The sequence below is a fragment of the Haloarcula sp. S1AR25-4 genome (assembly GCF_031624555.1).
GTDB classification, from domain to species: domain Archaea; phylum Halobacteriota; class Halobacteria; order Halobacteriales; family Haloarculaceae; genus Haloarcula; species Haloarcula pellucida.
On the sequence record NZ_JAMQOR010000004.1, the window covers coordinates 168,576 to 191,439 of the forward strand.

Here is a 22,864-nt window from a genome sequence, read left to right on the forward strand (position 1 = left end):
GTAGATCCAGTCAGTCCGCGGTGACTGCTTGCTGCTTGCGCGTCGTGCGTAGTGAGACGACCGACGTGTAGAGGATCGCAACGGCGACGACGACCGCCGCACCGATGACGAGTACCAACCCGACCATCTCGAGAGTCGGACTCCCGATGTAGGAGCCGACCTCACCGATGCCGACCGCGGTAGCACCGACGAGTAGCATCCCGCCGAAGTAGACTTTGATACCGTCGGCGTCGACGACGGCGGTCGCGGCGGAGCCGATACGGGCACCGAGTGCGCTCCCGAACAGCAGCGGAACGACGATACCGAGGTCGACGCCGCCGCCCTGTCCGTAGAGATAGCTCCCGAGACCGCCGGAGAAGACGATCTCGAAGAGGTCGGTACCGACGGCGACGGGAACCGGGACGCCAATCGCGTAGATCATGGCGGGCATCCGGATGAAGCCGCCACCGACGCCGAGAAAGCCCGACAGGAGGCCGGTCGCGAAGGCGACGGCCGTAATAACCCACGCGGAAACGCGGACGTCACCACGGAGCGTCACCATCGGCGGAATCCGAACGGTCTGCTGAATCGTTTTGGCGATTTCGGGAATCTCGTACTCGCTGAGGTCCTTATCGGCGGCCTCGTGGTCGATGTCACCGCTGCCGTCGCCTCTTCGGGCGTCACGGGTGACCATCGCACCGACGCCGCCGAGCAGGACGACGTACGCGACGCTGATGAGAGCGCCGGCCAGTCCAAGCGATTCGAGGTAGTAGACGCTGGCGCGTCCGACCTCGATTCCGATAGTCGTCCCGGTGATCATGATCGCGCCGAGCTTGTAGTCGACCTGCCCGAGGTCGTGGTGTTTCAGGGTCGCGATGACGGCCGTCCCGAAGACGAACGCCATCCCGCTACCGACCGCGACGGGCGCCGGGTAATCCAGCATCAGCAGGGCAGGGGTAACGAGGAACGACCCGCCCATGCCGAAGAACCCGAACAACACCCCGACGACGAGGCCGAACCCGACGAACAGCGCCAGCATCTCGGGGCTGGTCCCCAAGATGCCGAGCCCGTCGAGGACGCTATCGAGCATTCTCTTCACCTCCGACTATGAACGCCATGAGTCGTGGCCCGAAGAGCCGTTCGAGACCGCCATAGCCCACGTACAGCAGGACCGCTTCCAGCAGGATCGTGCCGATGAGCAAGGCCGTCTCCGGGTCCCACGTGGGAATCTCTAGTCCTGCCATCTGTTCACCCTCCGATACCCGAACACAGTAATTCGTTGTTGGCACATTTCTGTTCAATACCACCTATCGGATCTACTCCTATAACGGTTTTGGAGATATTGCACAATACTATATTCCGATATCCTCCCCAGCACTACTGATAACGTATCAGAACGATATGGTCCGCAGATAGTGTGCCTCGGTGGTGTACTTGACGCCCCGCCCAGCGCTGGGAGCGGCGACCGTTACTCGGGACCGACCATACTCCTCCCGGTCGGCGAACAAAACCGTATTGTAGCGCTGTGTCGACGGCATCGCCGAAACCGTTCAGCCGCCGTCTCAGTCGCTGACTCACGGGGCCACAGCCGACTGGCGAACCGCGTCATTGGGCCGACTGCCCCAACTCGCACGGACCACGGTCGTCCCGTTGCTGGTCAACCGCGTCGAGCGGACCACCGACGACCCCGGTATCCTCCGCGAGTACCGCTTTCAGCGTCGCCTCTTTCCGACAGATGTTTCGGCGAACGCCGAGCGTGCCTTCGACGACGTGCCGGTCTAGAGCGACTCGACAGAGCGTGCCTCCCGCTTGACAGCCGCGTCCGTTTTCGTGACGACCATATCCTGCAAGACCAGCACGTCCAGTCCCATGCCGAAGAAGTCCTTCAACGCCTCGGTAGGTGTGTTGACGATCGGTTCGGCGTGGTCGTTGAACGAGGTGTTCAGTACCACCGGCACACCGGTGAGCGCCTCGAACTCGGAGATGAGGCGGTGGTACCGGGGGTTCTGACGGGCGCTGACAGTTTGGGGTCGCGTCGTGTCGTCAGCGGGGTGGAGGGCCGCCGGAATCTCGTCACGCTTCTCGGGTCTGACGTCGAACGCCGAGATCATGAACGGGGCGCGTTCGCCGTCGACGAGGTACTCCTCGACCGCCGATTCGAGCATCGAGGGGGCGAAGGGCCGCCACTCCTCCCGGTGTTTGACGAACCGATTTACTCTGTCCCGAGAATCGATACTCCGTGGGTCGGCCAGAATACTCCGGTTTCCGAGCGCGCGCGGTCCGAGTTCGAGACGCCCGTTGAACCAGCCCACCAGCGCACCGTCCGCGAGGCGCTCAGCGATATGACGTTCGACGTCGCCCGGTTCGCTGTAGGCGATCTTGTTCATTTCGAGAACAGTCCGGATGTCGCCCGTATCGTACGACGGGCCGTGGTAGACCGTCTCCATCGTCGGTACCTGCGACGGTCGCTGGTCGAGCAGTCCCGCTCCGAGGGCGAGTCCGGCGTCGTGTGCGGCCGGCTGGACGAACAGCTCGTCCACGGCCGGCGACTCTCGGAGACGCTTGTTCAGCTTGCAGTTCAGCGCGACGCCGCCCGCAACGGCGAGATTTGCGGTCCCGGCCACCTCGGCGTGTCGCTCGATGATATCTAGCACCGTCTCTTCGAGGAGTTTCTGTGCGGTGTGTGCCAGATTCTGCTCCCACTGTGTGAACGCCTCCGGCGCGTCGTTCCGGTCCCGGCCGAAGGCGGCTTCGAGCCGTCTGACGCCGTATCCGGTGCCCCAGCGTCTGGTGAGTTCCGTCACGTCGTAGTCGACGCCGGTGTCGACAAGCGAGCGAAGCGTACGTTCGATGTCGGGGTCGTCCTCGCCGTACGGCGCGAGTCCCATCACTTTCCCCTCGCCGTTGAACATACGGTAGCCCAGATACTCCGTGATGGCGGCGAAAAAGAGCCCGAGACTGTTCGGGTGTTCGTACGTCCGGACCCGTTCTAAGCCGTCCTCGTCGCCGTGCCAGACCACGGTCGCGTCGTACTCGCCTTTCGCGTCGATGGTAACCACGAGCGCTTCGTCGAATCCCGACGGATGGAACGCACTCGCGGCGTGACACGCGTGATGAGGGCGGGTCTCTATCGGCGGCACCGGTGTCCCGATATCCGCCAGCCGCGACTCGATGCGACGTGTGGGCGCGAAGCGACTCTCTAACTGTGTCTTGACGACGTTCTCTACCGCGGTCACCTTGCGAAGCACCCCGTCTACCCGAACCGCGTCGCGAACGTAGTGTGGGAGGATATTCGAGCGCAGCGACGGGTCGTACGGGAGCAACACGCGGTCGACCGCCGGCAGGTCGATGCCGGCGTGGTCGAGCGCTGCACGGATGGCGCGCTCTGGGAAGGTGTCGACGGCGTGCTTCTCACGGGAGAGCCGCTCCTCCTCGACGGCGAATACGAGGTCCCCGTCCTCGAAGAGCGCCGCACTGGGGTCGTGCTGACCGTACAGCCCGATTGCCGGTTTGAACGCCAGCGTGTACGTGGTCATAGTTGTCTCAGTTGTTGTTGGGTGCGTTATCCGTGTGGACGTACACCCAGACGACGTCGCCGTCTTGCAGCTCGTAGGTGGTTGGATCGACTGGGGTGGCCCGCTGACGGACGAGTATCTCCGTCGCGTCAGCGGCGTCGTGATAGGTGCCGCCGAGGTCGCCGCCGGTTCCGTAGTCGAAGACGTGGTCGCCCGCGCTGTCCTGTCTGTACTCCACGTTCGGCAGCGCTCCGAGTGCTTCGGCTACCGTCACCGGTTCCCCGGTGTTGTACCACCGATATCGTTCGCCGTCGTCGCGGAATTCGAACTGATCGGTGTCGACGCGACGGAACGTCTCGCCGCCCTCGTTCAGTCGGCGGTTGTTCACGTCGACGACGAGCTGTCCGGACCGATCGGAGCCGGCGGTCGAGCCCTCGGCCGTCCGGACGCTAACCCAAAAATCGTCGCCGTTTTCGACCTCGTAAGTCGTCGGATCTATCCGCTCGGTCCCGCGGTGGACGGAGACGTCGGTCCCGTCGTCGGCGCCGTCGTAGGTCGTGCCCTCGTAGCCGACGACGTGGTCGCCGTCGCGTCGCGTGTACTCGATGCCCGGAAGCAGATTCAGTGCGCGCTCGAACGTGACCACCTGCTTCTCGTTGCTCCACTCGTTGGGTCCGTGGGCGGAGTCATGGAAGTGGAAGTACACCGTCTCCGGTCGCTCGTCCTCGATGTTGTCGAGGTAGTACTTCGGTTGTGCGAAGTCGACGATGTCGCCGTCTATCTCGACGAAGAGCCGCCCGTGCCAGTGGTCCTCGATGTATCCCGGAACGTCTTCTTCCGTCGCTGTCTGAGATACCGTCTCAGTCGGCGAGGCGGTATCCGAAGCCTTCTGCTGCGTCGTCTCCGTCTCCGGCGTGGTCGCCTCGTCGGCGCCGAGACTGGTACACCCCGCCAGTCCGACGAGCGTGCTCGCACCCAGCAGTATGCGTCTCCGCGTCGGGTTCTTATCGCTCATTTGTCTCCAGACGACCGGCGGCTCGTTCGGAGTGCTGTTCGAGAACGGCTGTAGGCGAGGTGTGCTGCGTTTGCATGAGTTCGTATCAGTGTCTCATGAGCGAGCCGGACTGGCTGTGCCGGCACTCATATATCAGGTGAGAACGCTGTCGGAGATAAATAGGGGAGCGCGTTCGCAGCCGGTGCGAACGCACTGTACCAGCGTCACACTCCCCACCGAGACCGGTGAACCGGCGGCTTATACAGGGGGTAAGTAAGTCCCCGAAGCCCCGAGAGGGCATACCTGTATGGCCGGAACCGAGGGGGCAAACGACCGGATACTCGACTTGCTCAGCGACGACGTCGTCAAACGTATTCTGATTGTGGCCGACCGCGAGCCGATGTCGGCTCAGTCCATGGAGCCACACTGTGACGCATCGCTGGCGACCATCTACCGACGTATCGAGGACCTGCTGGAATTCGGTCTGCTTCGCGAGCGGACGGAACTGCAGTCCGACGGGAACCATTACAGACGCTTCGAATCGAATCTGGACCGTCTCTCGGTCAGTCTCGACGACGGTGATCTGGCGATCGACGTCGACAGGCGCGACGACGCACCGGACCGTCTTCGGACGATGTGGGACGCGATGCAACCGAGGTGGGACTGATGCTCTTTGGGTTACTCGCCGCGAAGGCCCTGACTGTCTTACTCGGACTCGTAATCGCACTGCAAGGGTATCGGGCCGCTCGTCGTGAACGCAGTCAGCGGATGCTACTCGTTGCGAGCGGGTTCACGCTTCTCAGCGTCGGCTCAGTCCTCGAAGGCATCTGCTACGACGTGTTTCACCTCTCGACACTGCTCTCTGGCGCGATCCAGACCGGGTTCGTCGGTCTGGGCATGTCACTCATCGTCGTCTCGCTGTACGCGCCCGGCGCTGGCGGACGGCGAACGGAGCCACCGGAGGTCCAGAACCGCAACTGATACTGGTGGCTGTAACAAACTGAAGTACTTCGCCACCCCGGGGTGGCGAATATCTGTACGAACTTACAGCCAGCAGTATGAGCGTGCTACCGTTCAGTACTCGACCAGCGAACAGTCGAACACGAACCGCCTGTACCGACTCGACCCGGTCGATCAGTTCACGTTCGAGTCAGCGAGCTGTTGGAACGAGACACGCTGTGCCTCAAAATCCTCTAAAAACGCCTTGGACCCACCGACAGTGAACCGTTCGTCGTCTGTTTCGACGACGAACGACTCCTGTGTGGGGAACTCGTTCGTGAAGGGACGAACGATGCTTTGCTTTACGTCGACGATGGTTCCAGTCGTCGTCTCGAACGGCCTCTCGCTTTGTGTCGGCCGAAGCTCCATTTCGGCGGTGACGACGTTCCCGTCCTGCAGATGCAATGTCGCGTCGAACACCGCGTGACGAAAACTAGCGTACGTTTTCGGAACCGGCCCTCTTGGCCCGACGTGAATTTGCTCACCCATCGGCCAGTAGTTCGCGATGAAGCTATCGAAGAGCGAGGAGACGATGTGTTCTTCCGCGTGGTATATCGCGTACTCGTCCGAGTTCGAATTTAAGATGGCGTCGGCTGACGAGACGATTCCGTCCGTCCGGTCGGTTGTGAGGGTGACCGGCGCGGGTGCACTCCACGTTTGTACGATGTTCGCAACCGACCCGTCTATGGGCGTCTCGCCGTCATACTCCGTTACCAGTAGCATACAGAACACGCCCCGCTCCTGTGCCGTTTTGAGTGCGTCTTCGACTCTATGGAGTACTGAGGCCGGTAGCGCCAGCACGATCTCCGATTCCGCGGAGTCGATCAGCTCGTTAAGGTGTGTGACTATCGTCCGACGGGACTTGATGATGCTGAACTTCTGTTGTTCGTAACTCTCTGAGTCGAACAACTCCTCTAGTTGCGTCTCGACCGTGTGTAACTGAGACACGAGATTCTCGATACCGTCGGATGGCGGAATGGCTCGCAACTGCGTCGGCTGGACGTGGTCGTCGATGTCGATGAGGTCGCGGTCTTCTAAGCTACCCACGATGTCATAGGCGTAGCTCTTAGAGATGTCTGTCTCTTCAGAGACCACCCGAATCGTCGTCGCTCCGTTTCGGAGAATCGTCACGTATGCGAGTGCCTCCTTCTCTGAGAGACCGAACTTTTTCAGACTATCGACGACCTCGTCCTCCATAGCTACTTTTGAGCCAAGGCGCTGTATAAACGTTAGTATGAGTGGTCGCGTCGTCCGTCGCCACCAGACGGCGGCGTGTTGGTGCACTGATCGGGCGGATGCGTCTCTCGCGTCGTTCGGGTGGCGTACGTCGCGAGTCGAATGGCATGGGACCACCCGAGTGGCGTTGCACTATCTGGCACACCGGAGTCGAAGAACTGTTCTGGTAAGTACCCTGACTGAAGACACAGCGAGCCTGTCAGATCGATTTCCGCGAACAATCGATCGGACCACGATCTCGGGTCGAACTGCTCTGTTGTCGGGAACAGCTGAATCGCTTTTTCGGCCGCGTATGCACCCCAGCCGGTCGAGACGGTCCACACTTTTTCACTCTGCTGGCCCCGTCGACGCCAGGTATCGTCCTCGAACCGCGTCAGCCCACGTACACTGTCGGTTTCTTTCCAGAGCCGAGAAAACGCCGTTTCGAGGTGCGATTCGAGTCGGTGGAGTCTCTCGTCGCCGATATCGCCCACGTCCGCGTAGGCGAGATGGGCATCGATCAGTGAGAACGTGGTACTGTCGACTCGCGTGTCCAGTTCATCGTCGACCAACCGAAGCCCGTAGATCCCCCTTTCAGGACACCACATGGTCTCGAGTGCGTCGTAGAGGTGGGTTGCCTGCGTTGCCGCGCGTTCTCGGGTGGTCGAGTCACACGGTGCAGTCGCGATTGCGCTGTACGCGTGCAAGAACTTCGCGGCCGTGTGCGTAAACCGGCCGTTCATGTTCTCCCACGCGTTCTCACACACCGTCGGTAACCCGTCTGCTTCCATCGAGATGTCCAGTCCGTTCAACCCCGACTGTAACGCGGCCTCGATATCGCTCCTGAACTCCTCCTGCAGTGACGTACTGTGTGTCGCGAAGTACTCCGCGAGGAAGACGAGGACACTCGCGGTCTGGTCGGCTTGATACTGCGTTTCTGTTCCCTCAATGTGCCCGTTTGCCCAGCCCGGTGCCAGTCGTCCGTTCATCGGCCACACGCGGTGGGGCCATCGGCCGTCCTCTAACTGCGTTTGGAGATAGAACTGGGCACTCTTCCGGTGGGTCTCCTGCAAGTCGAGGTCGAGTCGCTCGTCGGCTTCGAAGAGAAACATCGCGATTTCACCGTCGTCCCTGAACCACGTGTATCCATATCCACCCGAGTACTGGTAGTACGGGTCGAAATCGGGGCCCGCTATTCGTCCCCCGGTCGGTGCGGACAACAATTCGAGCACGTGGAGGTCGGTCCCGACGAGTTGGCCCGGAACCGCCGGAGAGTGACCCGCTCGTCGTGCAGCGGTGAGTATCGTCGATGGCTCGTCGTAGCGCTGTGTCTGATCAGCGATAGAAGCGAGACTGTCTGCACGCGACTGGGCCTCGATATCTGATAGCATGTTGACGACTGTGGTCGTCCCATTCACCACTGCAGCACTGAAGCCCACACCACCGGTGAGGCGGCTGCCCTCGTAGTTTTCAGCCGTACCGACCCTCGGGAACGACTGTGGTTCTTCGGCGAGGATTTCGTCGAACGCCTCCAGCGATTCGGGGTCTCGTTCCACTAGCTCGGTCGACGTGCCGAGATAGTCGTGCTCTCGATTGTGATACACCTCCAAGGCGTCCTCGTGAACCAACTGTCCGACTCGACCTTCCTGTCCTTCCGGAGCGAATTCGATGAACCCCACGATTTCTGCGTTGTCCGGCGATTCTGCCTGCAGTTCGAAGGCGGTCACGTGTGAGTTCCCCGCAGTAAAATCGCGTTGCACTACATCGAACGCCTCGAACTGGTGGACCGTTTCGACGAGCGACGTGCCTTCGTGATACGTCTGGGTCGACGTATCGAGACTATCGAACCACCGGACTGTTCCGTCGACGTTGATACCAAACCGCGAAGATGCGATCCCGTGAAGTCCGGCGAGTGGATACGAATGATCCCGAATCGAGCCGTTCGGGCTGACGTATACGAGGCGCTGGTCTGAGCCGGTAAACCGGCCCGACTGTGTTCGCCGCTCGCCCGGAAACACGTCCGTTTCTCCGCCGTTTCGCTTGTAGTCGTCGAGTGACCGTCGGAGCGCCATAGCCGAAGAGTGTCCGCGGTGCAGATAAAGTTCTTGTGATATCCCAAACCAAATCCCTAAGGTATAAGTGGATGTATTTTAATGAACAAAACGAGCGATGACAGAGACCGAAGACACGACTCAGAACGGCAGTAGCGTCTCACGACGGCGATTCGTCCTCGGTGCGGGGGCATCGGGCCTCGCAGCCGGCCTCTCGGGTTGCGCAAGCGTATTCGATGGGGGGTCGAATTCCGGAGCACAGACCGGCAGTTCCGACAGTGGTGGAACGACTGTGACTTGGGGGTTCGACGCGACCGTTGCGCAGGACCACGCTGCACAGGTCCGCGAGGCACTTCACAACAAAGGCGGCCTCTCAGACGACATCCGGGTCGAGTTCCAACCCGGTCAACCGGACAGCGGGAAGCGACGGGCGGCCTACAACCGCCTGCTGAGCTCGCAAGAAACGAGTCCCGACATGTTCATGATGGACAACGGCTGGGTGAACATCTTCATCCAGCGGGGACAACTCGCCAACCTCTCTGAAGTGCTCTCAGACGAGACGCTCTCGACAATCGAGAACGAGTACTTTAGCGGGTTCACCGAGACGGCTATCGACCCAGCTAGCGGTAACCTGTTCGGCGTTCCGCTGTACCCCGACTACCCGACGATGCTGTACCGAAAGGACCTCGTCGAGCGGGCGGGCTACAACCCGACCGAGGACAACTGGGCCACCGAACCGATGACGTGGGAAGAGTGGTCGAACATCGCCGCCGACGTGCAGGACGACGCCGGGCTCGATTACGGCTTTACCACCCAGTGGGACATCTACGTCGGCACTGCCTGCTGTACGTTCAACGAGGTCATGTCCTCGTGGGGTGGTGCGTACTTCGGCGGCCGAGAGAACCTCTTCGGCCCGGTCGGCGAGCGGCCCGTCACCGTCGATTCCGAACCCGTCATCGACTCGCTGAACATGATGCGGAAGTTCGTCCACGACGAGGACTCCGGCGGGCAGTTTAGCAGCTACGGCGGCGGTTTCACGCCGACCAACATCCTCAGCTGGATCGAGGACAGCTCCCTCGCCCCGTTCATCGACGGTAACGCCGTCTTCCACCGCAACTGGCCCTACGCCATCAACCAAGCAGCCGGTGAGTTCGGTGATGATCTCGGAACGATGCCGATTCCGTACGCCGTCTCAGAGAGCGAGGCCCAGTTCCCCGGTACCGGCGGGACGACATCCGCACTCGGTGGCTGGCATATCACTGCCAACCCGTACAGCGAGAAACTCGACGCGGTGGCAGAGGTCATCCAAGCTGCGACGCGCGAGGAGTTCCAGTTGTTCTTACTGGAGATGGAAGGCTGGCTCCCGCCGCGCGCAGACCTGTTTGGCTCTAGCACGGCCGAGAACGTCGAGCCGATCGGGAACTACATGGACACGCTCCGTGTGGCCGGAGAGAACACGATGGCGCGTCCGGTCACGGCCGTCTGGAACAACCAGTCGAGCAAGATCGCCCAGCAAACCAACCGGGCAGTCGACCGGGCAGCCACCTCCGCCGAGGCAATGCGCTCCCTCCAGTCCACTCTGGAGCAGACTGAACAGCCCAACTGACTCAACAACTGATCGCACGTCCCGACACGGGACAGTACTATAGTAGCCATTGAAAATCAATGCACACCCGACCGCACGATGGCGGTGCGGTCGGTGTGTGAATCGTTTCAATTGTTACTATAGCACGGCACGTTCGTCTCTTGGGACTGTCTGCGTACAGATATGGCAGCCACGCAGGTGCTGGCATCTTGCCAGTCAGGTCGATCTCGACGTCGAACGTGCTATCGTGGCCGAACGTGGCCTGCCGTTCGACGTCGGGGTCGGAGGGAACGTCGTCGACGACGGTCGGGTCGACTGCGTCGTCTTGTACGTCGTGGACGGCACATTCACTATTGGACTGCGTGATTCGGTCACGGTTGGCCAGAAATATCACTTCCGAACAGTTGATACTGCATATGACAGTACTGCCAATGGAACGACGACAATGAGCGAACCCCAGCCAGGATTCTGGTAACACGTAGAAACAAATCTAACGAGTTCTGACCGTCTTCTACCCATATAATATCTGCCAGCAAAATTGATTAAATGGCTGGCGATTAAAAAGAAAAATAGTCATGCAATTCAGTCCTCTCGCCTCGACCGTTTTAGCCGTACTAACGGTTTTCATAGGTGGATATATACTTACCACGATTTTTGATGACCCACCTCTCGTCCTCCCGGCACTAGTCGGCATAGTCTTATTTCTGGTTATTTCGATGAATAGAAACATTACGAACGGCTATCTCTAATAAATACCTTCGCTCTTGCGTTGGAGGTCGTTGATACTGCTGAGCTATAGCTGTGGAGTCGAAGAGGACAAGGGCACCACGTCAGCGGTGCCCGACACGAATGATTCCGCTAGCTGTGTTTGAGTCGGAATCGGTCGCAGCGGGCTGGATATCTGTCTCTGCGTTATCCATGACGGACCGCCATCACCCGCCGAGCTAGCAGAGCGTCTGGGCTACGCTGAGGGGACGGTCAGAACATGCCGCACCGAGCTGGTTGCGTTCGGACTCATACAACAATCACAGCTCAACAGGTGTCTGGCAGGTTTGTCAACGTGTATCACTCCATCGGCCGCAAAGAGATGCGCGAAGAGACGCTTATCGCGTTCTATATCTGGGCCGGCGAAGCAGCACCCCTCATCGAAGAAGCCAATCTCACGAAGGAGGACTACCGCGATGCCGAGTACGGCGAGGGAGTAGACGAGGTATTTCGCGACCGGTTCTCCAACACCTCATCCGACAATACAAACTAATCAGGGACTCTCGACTGCAAGCGCCCCAGTTCCTGTGGTGTCATCCGGCCATTCGGTGCCTTCGTCGACGAGGCCGGTGTGTAATGTAAACTATAATGGGTGATCGGAGACGTCTCTCCGGTAGCATGCACATCTCCGCCATCGAGACCACTGACGCACGCGTCTTCGCGGCCCTCGGAGGCGCTATGTACGCGATCGTCGTCCTTTCGTGGTTCCTCTCGGTCGGTGTTCATTTTTCTTCGCAGGACGGAGCGGCCATCGCATTCGCTTTTGCGTACTCGTTGGTTGGGCTGTTCTTGACAGCCGCCGTTCCGCTGTACCTGTTTGGTCGCTTCTCTCTCGTTTCTTCACCGCTTGCAACGCTCTGGGTCTTTACCGAGACAGTGTCTCAATGGCTATACGGAGCGCACCCCCATCCGCTCTCGTCGTATCTGACGGTTTGGCCCATTCTCCTTGGGTTCGTATTGGCAATTACGCTCGGCGAAGCCGTACTTAGAGTGGGGCTTGACCACGCTCTCGGTCGGTTCGGTCTCCGACCGGTCTTTTAGCCCGAACTGGCACCGCTACTGGTCACGCCGCCTGCGAAGAGTGACCCGATTCCCGTGCTTCGTCGCCGTCGACGCCGTCGGCGACCGCCAATCAGTACGACGCCCCGATGCTCGACGCCGTCCCAAGCCACGTCTCGGGCGTCGTAGCCACGTAGGTACCGATAGCGAACCGGCCATGCCCAGCTGATCGATCCTCGACGACGGTTGGTTTTACCAGCGAGAGTAGTGGTGTAGACGAGCGTCGGTCCCCAGACTACGTTTCTCGCCAGTACTTCCAGAGGTAGGATATGTCTGTCGGATACAACAGTTTTGCAATCTCACGCGTGTTGCCGTCGTTAATATCCGACAGAGCATCGCGGTTGCGCTCGTTTAGATCTCGCATGAGCCGGTCGTATCGTTCATTCGATGCAAGGTATAGCAACTTCGTCATCAGCAGGCGACGGTCTCGTCTGGGCGCGACTTGCTCGTGCCAGAGGTCGTCGTAGGTCGCCATCTCCTCAGCGGAGGTGTCTACCTTCCTCGTAAGGCAGCGATCGGCTGTCATCGCGGCTGCGCGAGCTGATTTCATACACTTGTAGATCCCCTCGCCCCACACAGGGTCGACTGACGGAACGGTATCACCAATCGCCATGAACGAATCGGTACTCAGCGAATCCGGGGCCTGAACGTGTGCAGAACCCCGTACCTGATTATCTGCAACTCGTCTGGCGTCCTCGAAACGCGGGTCGGTGTCAAGCCAGTGTTCGAGGTAGCCATCAACAGTACGATCTTGCGTGGCGTGTTCTCGATAGCGCTCGTTCTGGATGTAACAGATACCGACTTTCGCTGTGTCATCACCGGTGTGGAAAATCCACGAGTACCCACCGGGGGCGTACTCGTGGTCCAGCCGCAACATCATCGCGTCAGTGAGATCAGCAAAATCGGGATGAGTGAGATCGACGCCCTCAAACACGTACTCGACGCCAATTGCGTGGTTCTTTCGCTCAAGCGTTACTATCCCTACGTCTTTGGCCAGTGGCGCGGCCGGCCCCGTGGCATCGATAACAATCTCGCCGTAGACCTCCTGATCGCGATTATACCGGACACCGACAACGGCGCCGTCTTCGACGATTGGTTCTCGGACGCGGGCATCAAACCGATACGCAGCACCTTTTTCCCGACCGTCCTCGACGAGGAACTTCTTGAACGCCCCGAAGTCTAAGACGAAGCCTGGCTGGTCCTGGATGACGTTTTCATTTGGTGATTCAAGAACTACCGACTCGGTCGCGTGCATGACCACGTCGTCCGGGATGCCGAAGGCGGTCATCAGAGACGCGAACGTGCCGCCGGTGGATTTGTTGCTCTGTGCTGGGAACGCGGTTTCCGCTTCGGTTTCCAGAACGACGACCTCGTAGCCACGCCCAGCGAGATCTCGCGCACACTGCGCCCCCGCTGGACCTGCCCCAGCGACGATCACGTCATACTGATCGGACATGGATAGTCCACACATAACCGAAAGAGGGCGAAAAGATATTGAAACACACCACCACTTACGGTTTGTTTTTCTCTCAGTGTATCATCTCGCGATATGCGTTAGTGAGCAGACGTCTGTGACACGACGGTAATGCAGTACACGCCACTGATGATAAGGAAGATACCAAGTACCCCAGCCAGATCGATGGGTTCGTCGAAAACGACGACACCGATCGCTGCCACCCCGACGATTCCCAATGCGGCCCACGTCCCATAGACGACACCGATCGGTAGTTCCTCTACCGTCAGCGAGACGAGATAGAAGGCCAATCCGTATCCGAGAACGACGCCAAGACTGGGAACGAGTTCCGAAAACCCATCTGAGAGTTTAAGCGCGGTCGTTCCGAGCAGTTCAGCAAGTATTGCACCAGCTAGCAGTACGTATGGATTCACATCGATAGGTCCGAAACCCACCGATATGCGCCTATTGAAACAAAACAGCACTTACAATTCGTTTGGCTGTGCAACGACAATCCATGACGGAATTGAGCGAGCTTGGTCTCTCAAGTTACGAGGAGAAGGTCTATCGGACGCTCCTCGTGACAGGTGCTGTAACTGCGGCTGAACTCTCCGATATTAGCGGGGTTCCAAAAGGCCGTATTTACGACGTGCTCAACGGCCTTGAAGCTCGCAAACTGATTCGGCTGCAGTCAAATGACCCGAACCAGTACGTCGCCGTACAGCCAGACACTGTGGTTGACAGGCTCCTCGCCGAACGAGCATACGAACTGAAACAGAAGTGGGATCGTTACCGTGAGAGAGCGGCGACGATCCGTTCAAACCTTCTGCCGACACCACCTACGGAGAGTAGTTTCTGGCTGGGGTCACTCGGGAGTGACGAGATGCGTACAGCGCTACAGCAACACGTGCGAACCGCCGAAAACGTTGTCCATGCGACCGTCGGAACGCCCTACGAGAATACGACGTGGGAGACGCTCCAAACTGAAGTGGAGGCCTTTTTCGAGGGCGCTAGCGCAGATCTCACTGTGGACCTTCTGATTAGTGAAAAAGTAGTTACCGTACTTCCCGACCGATTCCCGCGTCTAATCGAGGGCCAATCAGCAGACGTGACTGTCAGGACGATACCTGATGTCGTCCCTTCATTCGATGTGATCGATCACGTCGAAACGACGATCGATATCCCACATCCGGTATCCGATGCGGATCGAATCGGCGTCCTCGGCATCAAAGATTCGCAAGTCGTCAAAGAATTTGAGCAGTGCTTCCAACGACTGTGGATCGACGCTGACCCCCTTCTCGAGTAAGGGAGGACCGCTCCAGAAGCGTGCCGTCGTCCCGAAGTGATGGATCGAATAAGGGGGTGGCGTGATCGGCTCTGTTGAAACCCTCAACAAGTGATATATTCTGACCCGGGCCCTGTCTAGTTGAGCGAGTTCGAGAAGCGAGGAGGTCGTAGCGAGAAGTATTCATGCCACTCGCAGACCACCTCAGCGAGACGTTGAACGAGGACAATGGAGACGTTTGGGAGAACGAGCGCACCCCGACACCCGTCCGGCGGTTTGTGGTTCGTCTCCATACGGCGGGGCTGTCGATCAGGGAGACGGTCGCCATCTTAGACCTATTGAGTGTCGATCGCTCTCACAGCGCGGTCTGGAACTGGGTTCATACACTGTCTGAAGCCCAAAGCGACCCGTTGACGGCGGAGCCGTCGCGGGTCGCGGTCGACGAGAAACAAATCACGGTTGACGGAGAAAAGAAATGGTTGTACGCCGCTGTCGACACCGACTCGAAGTTACTGCTCGAAATTGACGTGTTCAGCCGCCGCGGGACTGACCCCGTGGCGGCGCTCCTGCATCGGCTCACCGAGAAACACGATGTCGACGAGACAGAGTTTCTCGTCGATGCTGGTGGCTATCTGACTGCCCTTGCTCGTCAGAAATTGAGCGGTCGGTTTGACTACCGAACTCGGAACCACATCGAAAAATGGATCCAGACTGTGACCATGCGAATCGACCGCTTTCACTCCTTTTGGGGCAGTCAATCCAGCGCGAAACAGTGGCTACGATGCTTCAGACACCACTACAACCCGAACGACCCAATCAAACGCTCGACGGACGAACGCCAGCTGAGGAGATCCAGAACTAGACAGTGCCGATGAATCCGTCGTCACAGCGCACCGAGAAGTAATCGAACTGCTCGAGAAAGCCTTCGAAATAGAATCCGACTGAGAGATGAAAACGTGGACTCTACTCTCAGCCAATCGACTACATCATCAGACCGACCATCTCACGTAGCTCGGACTTGATGTCCTCCAATTCGTCTGACTCCCACTCGAATCGTTCTTCGACGCCGGCGTCGGTGAATCTGAGAGAGGCTCGAACTCGTCGACTCGGATCGTGCTGGAAGAGAGCAAGCGCGTACGAGAGCATCTGTGGCCGGTAATGTGCCGCCAGGTTCCCCGATGTCGTTGCTGAAAGGTCGTTGGTCTTGTAATCGATGATGTGATACCGGTCTGGCGTGACGAGCAGGCGGTCGATATCGCCGACAATTCTGGATCCGTCCAGACGTGCCATCACCGAGTACTCATCGTGGACTGCTTCGAGAGTACCCGAAGCCTCGAGGTCGTCGACGAACCGAATCGCGTCGTCTGCGTGGTCGATGGCCGCGTGGATGTCGTCCGCTGTCGGTTCCTCACCGGCCATCTGACTCACCCGTTCGACGAACGGTTCCCACTCGTCTCTCGGCGGGCGAAGCTCGTTCAGTCGATGGACGACAGTTCCGAACGTGGTCGGGCTGAGGCCTGGTGATTCTTCACCCGCTGCGTAGGTGTGTCCGTCACCGGAGTGGTCGGCCACTTCGTTCACGAGCGTCGTCGCGGCCACACGGATCCCAGCGTCGCGCTCGGGAGGTGACGGAATCGAGATTTCAGGCATCGTCTCGTCGACGTCTTCGTCGGATGCCCAGTCCGTCGGGTGTGGCGGCGTTCGAATCGTATAGCCTGCACGACCGAGTTGACCACGAGTGTCGCCGTTCTGGACAGCCTGGCCTAAGAGTTCGCCATCTTCGAGGAGGTGGGGTTGAAGCCAGTCACGCCAGCGGTCAGCCTCGTCGAATGCCGCCGGCTCGCCGAGTTCTATGTCTCCAGACTCGCTACGCCCGATGTCGTGTGTTCCACACAGCAGGAGATGGTCGCGAGTCCTAGTGCAAGCGACGTAGAGGAGGCGTTTCGCCTCCGCTCGTTCCTGTGGCAGTGAGAGCCGGTCTGCGTACTCGTGGACGGCAGTCTTCTCGATCGAGAAGGCGTCTCTGGGATGCGGACCGCCGACAGCGGGAAGCGGTGGCGCATCTGTAGTTCCCTCCACCAGTCGGACGTAACCGTAGTCGTCGACGCTTCGCCCGAAGTTCAGACTGCTTCCGATATCCGGGATCGTGACGATCGGGAACTCTAGTCCCTTCGAGGAGTGAATCGTCATGATTCGAACGCCCTCGGCATCGCCAGGAATGTCCGCTTCACCCTCACGTGGATCGATTTCTGCCTGCCGGTCGATCCGATGTAGCAACCCAGCAGTCGTGTGAACGCCGTTTTCGCTCCAAGTTCGGACCTGATCACGGAACTTCTCGACGTTCGCAACTGCCTGCTGGCCGCGTTCGTCGGCACTGACACTCGTCAGGTACCCGGTATCGTCGATGACGCGCGTGAGGACGCGATTCCACGAAAGGACGCCCTCTTCTCCCGGCTCCGCACACCCACTCAGCGTACGCCAGTTCGATAGCAGCTCGAACGCGTCCGTAAGCTGTGGATCATCGGTCGTTTCCAAGGCCGTCCAGATCGAGTCTGCACGTGCGATTGCGGGGGCGAGCCGGTCGTCGGTAAACCCGAATAGGGGTGATCGGAGCACACCGTACAGAGAGATGTCGTCCGTCGGATCGCCGAGTACCCGGAGGAGATTCGTGAGCGCCTGCACCTCGGGCGTATCGTAGAACCCGACACCGCCGATGACCGTATACGGGATGTCGTACGCTTCGAGGGCTCGCTGATACCGGTCGAGGTGTGTTCGCCGACGGAGCAAGATTGCCACGTCGTCAGGGGTCGCGGAACGGTGCTCACCAGTATCCGTGTCTTGAACGAGCGGCGGGTCGTCAAAGAGGGTCGTCAGTCGGGCTGCGAGTGCCTGTGCCTCTGCTTCGATTGTATGGTCCAACGCTCCCTCAGCGACGGGGTGGTCGTCACCGAAGAGCGTCGCTGCCGTCTCTGCATCGTCAGGGACGACGAGATATTCGATACTGCCGTCGAGTCCCTCGATGTCTTCGACTCGGTCTCGTCTCGCAGTGAGCGGTTGCGGCGGCGCTTCGAACGGTGCATGCTCGTCGTCTTCGGGCTGGAACAACTGATCGAAGAGTCCGTTCAAGAACGTGAGCGGATCTTCGAGCGTCCGGAAATTACCCGAGAGTTCGAGGGAGGTCGGGCTCTCGACGTCGCTGTCGGGAACCTCGTCCAGCCCGAGACTGCTGTTTACAGATTGCAGTTCGTCCCGTGCTGCGCCGAACGTCGTGACGTCAGCGCCGCGGAAGGCGTAGATACTCTGTTTCTCGTCACCGACGAGGAACACGTTCGTCGCCGTCTCCTCGTCGACGCCGGTGAGGAGCTTCACGAGCTCCCACTGCCGGTCGTCCGTGTCCTGGAACTCGTCGACCATTACCGCCGCGAACGTGTCCTGGAGACGGCGACGAACCTCCTCATTCTCACGGAGGAACGAAATCGCGGTCTCGATCACGTCGGGGAAATCGAGCGCATCTCGACGGTCCTTCCCGGCCTCGTAGCGTTCCAGAACGCCATCGAAAACACGCATCAGCGCCAGCGCGTAGTGCGCACTGTTCTCCTCGAGTTCGCCCGGCGTCGTGTCGACAGCGTCCTCGTGGGATTCGACAGCCCCGATTACCACGTCGACAGCGTCTTTCAGATCGTCGTAGACGTCACCGTGTTCGTGCCAGTCCTCCCGAGACCCGACGACGTAGCCTGAACTACTGTAGAGTCCACCGCTCTTCTTCTCACACACCTCGTAGAGGTCGAGAATCGCGCGCTGGCACCTGCGGGGATCACTCTCCGAAGGAGACTCCGGAAGCGTCGTCGCGATGTCCTCGAAGGTCCGATACGCTCGCAAGCCGTCCTCGTCCTGAACGTCGGCACCCGCGGGGAGCCGGTCAGCCAGCTCTCGCAGGGTTTCCAGAACGCCGTGTGTGTAGAGCGTCTCACGAGCGTCATCGGCGTCGAGGTCACAGACAGTCTCCCAGAGGACGTCCACGTACTCCTCGACGTCAGCATCTCGCCAGCGTTCGAGGACGGCCTCGCTCTGTGGGCGCTCGTCGAGCAACCCGGTCAATACGTCGACGAGTTGGCTTCGTCCCCAGAGCTGGGCGAGCAGCGCGACGTCCTCGTCGCTCTGATTTCCTTCGAGGAACTCCGTGACGACTTCTCGCTGAAGGGTTGCGGCGCCGTCCTCGTCGAGAACATCGAACCCGAGTGGGACTGGCGCTTCGACGGCACGTTCTCGTAACAGTCGGGTACAGAATGCGTGTATCGTGTGGACGTAGCCGTCTTCGAGTTCGTCGAGAACGTCCCGCCACCGATGGTATCCATCAGGCGAATCCTCGGCAGCGAGCCGGTCGTAGACTTCCGTCCGGACGCGTTCGGTCAACTCCGCTGCGGCCTTTCGCGTGAACGTGATCGTGACGATGTTCTCAGGAGTGAGTGACGGATTCTCTTCGAGAATGGTGACGTATCGCTCAGTCAGTGTCGTCGTTTTGCCGGTCCCAGCGCCGGCGGTGATGGCCACGTTTCGGTCCTGAACGAGTGCGTCTTCCTGTTCAGTGGTCAGCTGAATTGCATCGTCCTCATCAGTCATCGCTCATCACCGCCTCGAGGTCCGCATCGTCCTGAACGCGTAACGGAACATACGCTGACTCGTCTCCCCGTGCGTGGTCGACGCGCTCGCGCTTCCGATGGTGGCGGACGTCACAGGCGCGACGATAGTCACAGTAGCTGCAATTCGCTCCCCGACTCGACAACAGCGTCGTGTGGAACCGCCCGTTCGCGATTGCGTCGTCGATCTGACCGAGCCACTCCGGCACGACTTCGTCCAAGAATCGATGTAGCTCTGCCTGTGAATCGAACTTCGATTCCACACCGCGTGGGACTTTGACGTCGTTTGGCGGCCGGACTTGGTAGTACGTCGCGGACAGTGCAGCGTCATCGAGATCGTCCTCACTCAAGACGGCCTCCGCAGCGAGGAGATAGATCGGGAGCTGGAACTTCGTCCCGCCCGTCGTCTTGGTCATATACGGCGCGCGTCCGGTCTTGTAGTCGTATAGCGCTAACTCCGGTTGTTCGTCGGTACCGGCCTCGTCGACGCGGTCGATGTACCCACGGATCGAAACGGTCGACCCGTCAGGATGTTCAACCTCGAACGGTCCAGTGTCGGAATCAGGTAACCCGTCACCGAATGGGGCTTCGAACCAGCGCGGTCGGGTATCGCCGCCTCGCATGAGTTCCTCTTCGATGAACGTCGCGAGCAACCCTTTCTCGGGTGCTTCGTGCGGTATCGAACTGCCCGCGTACGGGTTCGTTTCAGAGTCGCCCAATCCGGCGAACAACTCGGTGAGCCAGCGTTCATAGAACAGGCCGTCGTACTCGAAGTCGGCGTCCGCCAGTTCGTCGAGTGCGATATCGAGGAGACGGCCTTCCAATTCGTCTCTCTCGTATGCACTGACATCGAATTCCTCGGTCGACTCCGCCGCAAGCTCCACATAGAAGCGTTCGAGAACGTCGTGAACGTAACTGCCGGTCTCGAGCGGCGTCGGCGTCACTTCGACGTCGTCCGGCTCCTCGATGTCGAGAACGTTCTCCGCGTAGAACTTGAACCCGCATTCGACGTACCGTTCGATTCGACTCGCGCTGTAGGGTTCGCGCTCAGAGGGAGGATACACTGCATCGACAGTGTCTGCATCGAGAAGGCCATCGTGAGATGTGAGATCTGGATCGCTTCGATTCTCGGCACAGCTGAGGCCCCGGTCAGTTCGTTTCGTCTGCTCGGGTGTGAGGTCGCCCTGCTCGCCGGCGTGATCGACAGCAACTCGCCGACGTGCGTGAGCGGCGAGGCGACGCTGGAGGTCTTCACGGGAGCCGATGCGCTCGTCAAGACCGTCTACTGGTTCGATACCGGTGACTCGTTGGAGTTCATCGAGTACCGGTGAGCGGACGACTGCCGATGCATCATCGCCCGATGCTGGAGTTGTGAGTGTGACTTCATCGACGTTCGCGAGGAGTGTCGCGAAGAGATAGCGGCCTCGAAGGCGCTCGTCACCCGTGTCGAACCGAGGATGAGCGTCGGTCATCTCGTCGAAAAATGCCGGTCGTTCCGGTGAGACGGGGAACTGTTCAGTCGTGAGCCCGACGACGTAGACGTTCTCGAACGAGCGCATCCGCGGTCGAGCATCCCCAGAACCTCGACGTGACCGCTGGCAGCACCCTGAGGAACACGAATCGGAACGCCATCGAACGCCCGAGTGAGCAACGCCAGTGGCGAGAGATCATTGGAAACAGATTGCATCGATTCAAATGAACTGAGAACCTCGTCGACGACGGCGTATGCTTGCTGCTCCGTCGCCTGTGTCGTCCCGCCGGCATAGTTCTCGACTGCAGATTCGAGCTCGAAGTCGTCAGCCAGCACTCGACGGAAAACGTCGAGCGCTGTTTCGATGTCACCCGTACGGAGCGTACCGAGCGACGAGATGAGGTCTTCAATATGTCTCCTCGCGTCGTCGTCGATGTCGTCGAGCAGCGGATCGAGCGCGACAGTGTCGCGGCGTCGAGCAGCTGCCGTGATAGCGTCAACGTGCTCTCGGGAGAGGAAGTCGACGAGTGGATTCGCCAGCAGCGATGTCAAATCCTCAGCGTGGGGGTCCTGCTCGGCAAGACGAAGCAGATCGTGAACGACGCTCCCTGCAAAGGTCCGATCCAGTTGGGATGCAGCGGTCGTCACGTGGGGAATGCCATAGGTCTCGAAGACATCGTCGACGTACCCCGCATACGCCTCGGTGCCTGGAATCACGACCGCGAGGTCGTCCGGATCGCGACCGTCAGCGAGTTCCGCTCGGAGTTCGCGAGCGACGAATCGAACCTCGCGTTCCGGCGTCGGTAACTCCCGCCAGCGGAGTGTCTCTGGCGTCGGTACGTCACCGGGGTCGTGGCGATACATCGCGTTCGTGACTGTGGCGACGTCGACAGCAGTACCCTGCTGTGGTTCGACCACGTTCCGCTCGAATCCCAGCTCCTCGTAGACCCCCAGTCCATCGACGGTGACACTGTCGACGCCCCCGTCGCCGTGCTGGTGGAGCGGGAGAATCGCGATCGTATCGAACGCATCGACGATCCGCTCGATCACAGCACGTTCGACGGGTCGGAACTCGTGATAGCCGGAGAGTATGACGGCGTCGAGTTCTGGCGAGAGGTCTGCTAGATCAGCGTCGGCAGTCGCGACGGCCTGGAAGATCTCACCACGTGTCGCGGTCCATTCGTCGACGTGGTCGCGATGAAGCACTCCATAGGATCGATAGGCATCGACAGTCGCCGTCGCGATTCGTTCGTCGAGCTCTGATCCGTCGAATTCGGTTGCGAGTTCCTCAGCCGTAGAGACGCCAGCGTCATCGAACAGCGAGAAGCGACTACTGAAACCGTCCGCGAGTGCCGCAGATGCTGGCTCGCCTGCAAGAATGCTCCCCTCGCTCTTGGTCGCCTGGTCGAGAGCGTATTCCGTGAGACGACGGTTCACCTGCCCGGAGAGTCTCGCGATTGGGCCGTCGAGCGCTTCGTACCAGTCACGGACGACTGCGTCGAGCGTCTCGGCTCGGAGGCGAAGTGGACGGTGTGTATCTGCCCACGCATCTTCGACGTGACCTCGTCGAGCGTCGTTTCGCGTGATGTAGAGAATACTACCGAGCGAATCACCAGCAACGGTGTCGGCTTTCTGGAACGCCTGCTCTTCCAGAAGTGAATGTTTTGGACCGGTGAGAAGCGTGGAATCCATCGAACAACCTGTACGATGACGAGGCTGTTACTTCACTCTTGGTAACAGTAATTAGATGAATGATACCTTCTCAGTGTATCCCAGTTCCTCAGACAAATTCACCGCTCAGTTGGAGACAGTTTAGGAATCTTCACCAAGTCCAAATAGGCTAATCTGACCACAGC

At 59.6% G+C, this 22,864-nt stretch carries 15 protein-coding genes and 3 pseudogenes; 8 read left to right on the forward strand and 10 right to left on the reverse strand.

What is annotated here, in order from left to right:
- Positions 1 to 10: 10 nt before the first annotated feature.
- Both NDI85_RS17690 and NDI85_RS17695 read right to left on the reverse strand, forming a co-directional pair.
- A complete protein-coding gene (locus tag NDI85_RS17690) occupies positions 11 to 1,069 on the reverse strand; it encodes a sulfite exporter TauE/SafE family protein (protein ID WP_188997348.1) in 1,059 nt (352 codons plus the stop codon).
- Entirely contained in the window at positions 1,059 to 1,223 is a 165-nt protein-coding gene (locus NDI85_RS17695) for a hypothetical protein (protein ID WP_188997351.1), read from the reverse strand. Before NDI85_RS17695 ends, NDI85_RS17690 begins: the two co-directional genes overlap by 11 nt.
- A gap of 277 nt (positions 1,224 to 1,500) precedes the next feature.
- Between NDI85_RS17695 and NDI85_RS22325 the strand changes: the two are divergent.
- Positions 1,501 to 1,746, forward strand: a pseudogene (locus NDI85_RS22325) (universal stress protein); the annotation flags it as partial.
- An 11-nt stretch (positions 1,747 to 1,757) separates the two neighbouring features.
- Here the strand turns inward: NDI85_RS22325 and NDI85_RS17705 are convergent.
- Positions 1,758 to 3,515: a carbamoyltransferase C-terminal domain-containing protein gene (locus tag NDI85_RS17705; RefSeq protein ID WP_310916511.1), complete on the reverse strand. Its 1,758-nt coding sequence runs from the start codon at positions 3,513 to 3,515 to the stop codon at positions 1,758 to 1,760.
- A 7-nt stretch (positions 3,516 to 3,522) separates the two neighbouring features.
- Entirely contained in the window at positions 3,523 to 4,509 is a 987-nt protein-coding gene (locus NDI85_RS17710) for a hypothetical protein (protein ID WP_310916512.1), read from the reverse strand.
- 286 nt (positions 4,510 to 4,795) lie between these two features.
- On the opposite strand from NDI85_RS17710, the gene NDI85_RS17715 reads away from it, so the two are divergent.
- Positions 4,796 to 5,155 (forward strand): helix-turn-helix domain-containing protein, encoded by a 360-nt coding sequence (locus NDI85_RS17715; RefSeq protein WP_220639439.1) that lies wholly within the window; start codon positions 4,796 to 4,798, stop codon positions 5,153 to 5,155.
- Positions 5,155 to 5,469 carry a hypothetical protein gene (locus tag NDI85_RS17720; RefSeq protein ID WP_188997360.1) on the forward strand — a complete coding sequence of 105 codons (315 nt, stop codon included), beginning with the start codon at positions 5,155 to 5,157 and terminating at the stop codon, positions 5,467 to 5,469. The genes NDI85_RS17715 and NDI85_RS17720 overlap by 1 nt, the downstream gene beginning before the upstream one ends.
- A gap of 153 nt (positions 5,470 to 5,622) precedes the next feature.
- On the opposite strand, the gene NDI85_RS17725 is transcribed toward NDI85_RS17720, so the two are convergent.
- Positions 5,623 to 6,684 carry a TrmB family transcriptional regulator sugar-binding domain-containing protein gene (locus NDI85_RS17725; protein WP_310916513.1) on the reverse strand — a complete coding sequence of 354 codons (1,062 nt, stop codon included), beginning with the start codon at positions 6,682 to 6,684 and terminating at the stop codon, positions 5,623 to 5,625.
- Positions 6,685 to 6,716: 32 nt separating this feature from the next.
- Positions 6,717 to 8,774, reverse strand: coding sequence for a glycoside hydrolase family 15 protein (locus NDI85_RS17730; protein ID WP_310916514.1), 2,058 nt, complete (start codon positions 8,772 to 8,774; stop codon positions 6,717 to 6,719).
- Between the two features lie 97 nt (positions 8,775 to 8,871).
- Here NDI85_RS17730 and NDI85_RS17735 point away from each other — a divergent pair, with 97 nt between their 5' ends.
- The 3 genes from NDI85_RS17735 (at position 8,872) to NDI85_RS17745 (ending at position 12,144) form a co-directional block, all read left to right on the forward strand.
- Complete coding sequence (locus tag NDI85_RS17735; RefSeq protein WP_188997369.1) at positions 8,872 to 10,359, forward strand: extracellular solute-binding protein; 1,488 nt, start codon at positions 8,872 to 8,874, stop codon at positions 10,357 to 10,359.
- Between the two features lie 1,066 nt (positions 10,360 to 11,425).
- On the forward strand, positions 11,426 to 11,596 hold the full coding sequence (locus NDI85_RS17740) for a hypothetical protein (RefSeq protein ID WP_310916515.1): 171 nt from the start codon (positions 11,426 to 11,428) through the stop codon (positions 11,594 to 11,596).
- A gap of 125 nt (positions 11,597 to 11,721) precedes the next feature.
- Positions 11,722 to 12,144 (forward strand): hypothetical protein, encoded by a 423-nt coding sequence (locus tag NDI85_RS17745; protein ID WP_188997373.1) that lies wholly within the window; start codon positions 11,722 to 11,724, stop codon positions 12,142 to 12,144.
- Between the two features lie 253 nt (positions 12,145 to 12,397).
- On the opposite strand, the gene NDI85_RS17750 is transcribed toward NDI85_RS17745, so the two are convergent.
- Entirely contained in the window at positions 12,398 to 13,618 is a 1,221-nt protein-coding gene (locus NDI85_RS17750) for a digeranylgeranylglycerophospholipid reductase (protein ID WP_310916516.1), read from the reverse strand.
- 98 nt (positions 13,619 to 13,716) lie between these two features.
- Positions 13,717 to 14,049 (reverse strand): multidrug efflux SMR transporter, encoded by a 333-nt coding sequence (locus NDI85_RS17755; RefSeq protein ID WP_188997377.1) that lies wholly within the window; start codon positions 14,047 to 14,049, stop codon positions 13,717 to 13,719.
- A gap of 83 nt (positions 14,050 to 14,132) precedes the next feature.
- Here NDI85_RS17755 and NDI85_RS17760 point away from each other — a divergent pair, with 83 nt between their 5' ends.
- Together NDI85_RS17760 and NDI85_RS17765 are read left to right on the forward strand one after the other, a co-directional pair.
- On the forward strand, positions 14,133 to 14,921 hold the full coding sequence (locus NDI85_RS17760; protein WP_310916517.1) for a helix-turn-helix domain-containing protein: 789 nt from the start codon (positions 14,133 to 14,135) through the stop codon (positions 14,919 to 14,921).
- Between the two features lie 164 nt (positions 14,922 to 15,085).
- Positions 15,086 to 15,762 (forward strand): annotated as a pseudogene (locus NDI85_RS17765) (IS6 family transposase).
- A 119-nt stretch (positions 15,763 to 15,881) separates the two neighbouring features.
- On the opposite strand, the gene NDI85_RS17770 reads toward NDI85_RS17765, so the two are convergent.
- Together NDI85_RS17770 and NDI85_RS22330 are read right to left on the reverse strand one after the other, a co-directional pair.
- On the reverse strand, positions 15,882 to 19,520 hold the full coding sequence (locus NDI85_RS17770) for a UvrD-helicase domain-containing protein (protein WP_310916518.1): 3,639 nt from the start codon (positions 19,518 to 19,520) through the stop codon (positions 15,882 to 15,884).
- Positions 19,513 to 22,700: pseudogene (locus NDI85_RS22330) on the reverse strand (PD-(D/E)XK nuclease family protein). The gene NDI85_RS17770 and the pseudogene NDI85_RS22330 overlap by 8 nt, the downstream one beginning before the upstream one ends.
- Positions 22,701 to 22,864 lie beyond the last annotated feature (164 nt).

What these genes read in the sequence shown, in the direction of transcription:
- NDI85_RS17725 (WP_310916513.1), bottom strand. Translation starts at nt 6,684, where the DNA reads ATGGAGGACGAGGTCGTCGATAGTCTGAAAAAGTTCGGTCTCTCAGAG.
- NDI85_RS17750 (WP_310916516.1), bottom strand. Translation starts at nt 13,618, where the DNA reads ATGTCCGATCAGTATGACGTGATCGTCGCTGGGGCAGGTCCAGCGGGG.
- NDI85_RS17715 (WP_220639439.1), top strand. Translation starts at nt 4,796, where the DNA reads ATGGCCGGAACCGAGGGGGCAAACGACCGGATACTCGACTTGCTCAGC.
- NDI85_RS17730 (WP_310916514.1), bottom strand. Translation starts at nt 8,774, where the DNA reads ATGGCGCTCCGACGGTCACTCGACGACTACAAGCGAAACGGCGGAGAA.
- NDI85_RS17695 (WP_188997351.1), bottom strand. Translation starts at nt 1,223, where the DNA reads ATGGCAGGACTAGAGATTCCCACGTGGGACCCGGAGACGGCCTTGCTC.
- NDI85_RS17745 (WP_188997373.1), top strand. Translation starts at nt 11,722, where the DNA reads ATGCACATCTCCGCCATCGAGACCACTGACGCACGCGTCTTCGCGGCC.
- NDI85_RS17760 (WP_310916517.1), top strand. Translation starts at nt 14,133, where the DNA reads ATGACGGAATTGAGCGAGCTTGGTCTCTCAAGTTACGAGGAGAAGGTC.
- NDI85_RS17735 (WP_188997369.1), top strand. Translation starts at nt 8,872, where the DNA reads ATGACAGAGACCGAAGACACGACTCAGAACGGCAGTAGCGTCTCACGA.
- NDI85_RS17720 (WP_188997360.1), top strand. Translation starts at nt 5,155, where the DNA reads ATGCTCTTTGGGTTACTCGCCGCGAAGGCCCTGACTGTCTTACTCGGA.
- NDI85_RS17690 (WP_188997348.1), bottom strand. Translation starts at nt 1,069, where the DNA reads ATGCTCGATAGCGTCCTCGACGGGCTCGGCATCTTGGGGACCAGCCCC.
- NDI85_RS17740 (WP_310916515.1), top strand. Translation starts at nt 11,426, where the DNA reads ATGCGCGAAGAGACGCTTATCGCGTTCTATATCTGGGCCGGCGAAGCA.
- NDI85_RS17705 (WP_310916511.1), bottom strand. Translation starts at nt 3,515, where the DNA reads ATGACCACGTACACGCTGGCGTTCAAACCGGCAATCGGGCTGTACGGT.
- NDI85_RS17710 (WP_310916512.1), bottom strand. Translation starts at nt 4,509, where the DNA reads ATGAGCGATAAGAACCCGACGCGGAGACGCATACTGCTGGGTGCGAGC.
- NDI85_RS17770 (WP_310916518.1), bottom strand. Translation starts at nt 19,520, where the DNA reads ATGACTGATGAGGACGATGCAATTCAGCTGACCACTGAACAGGAAGAC.